Annotated in this window: 1 protein-coding gene; it reads right to left on the reverse strand. The window is 20.2% G+C overall.

Annotated features, from left to right (window positions below):
* Window positions 1–717: hypothetical protein (locus tag GBZ86_RS17565; RefSeq protein WP_170272318.1), on the reverse strand; the 717-nt coding region annotated here is incomplete at both ends.

Genomic DNA, 717 nt, shown 5'->3' on the forward strand with positions numbered 1-717 from the left:
TTATGAGTACAACTTAACCATAATACACATTTATTAGAGAAATTTTCATGATCAATAATTATCCCACCAATGTTAACATCTGTTATTTTAAAATTTGTATCAAATGTTTGTTGTATTATTCCATTGGTAGATATATTAGCTAATTTTATATCATTATCTTTATTTACATAAGTAATCCAAAGAGAAGAATCAGAATCTATAGAAAGTGTATGTCCAAATTTATTTATTAATAAATCATTAGTTTTAAAATTAAAAACATTTATAAAATTTTTATTTAGAGATATTGTATAAATATTATTACTGTTTTCTAAAGAAAATAGCAAGTAATTTTTTTGGGAATCTAAAGTTAAAGATTCTATATTCCAAGGTTGATTCTCTTTATATAAAATTTCAGAGGGAATAATACTAGAGTAATCAATAGTTTCTATTAAAGTGCCTTTATTATCTAAAATGTGTATCAAAGTATTTTTTGAATAATTATTACTATAGTGAGTGTAAAATTTTTTTGTTAAATTATCATAAGTAAATGTAGATATTGGAATATCTGTTTTTATAAAATCAATATAAGTACCATTTACATTAAATTTATGAATTTTTTTTTGAAGACCATCTTTATTACAAGTATAAATAATATTTTTATCAAGAGCTATATTACCAGTAGAAGATATTCCAAGAGAATCTGATATTTTAATTTTTTTTATATATGACATATAAATC

This window comes from Clostridium tarantellae (genome assembly GCF_009295725.1).
GTDB lineage: Bacteria > Bacillota > Clostridia > Clostridiales > Clostridiaceae > Sarcina > Sarcina tarantellae.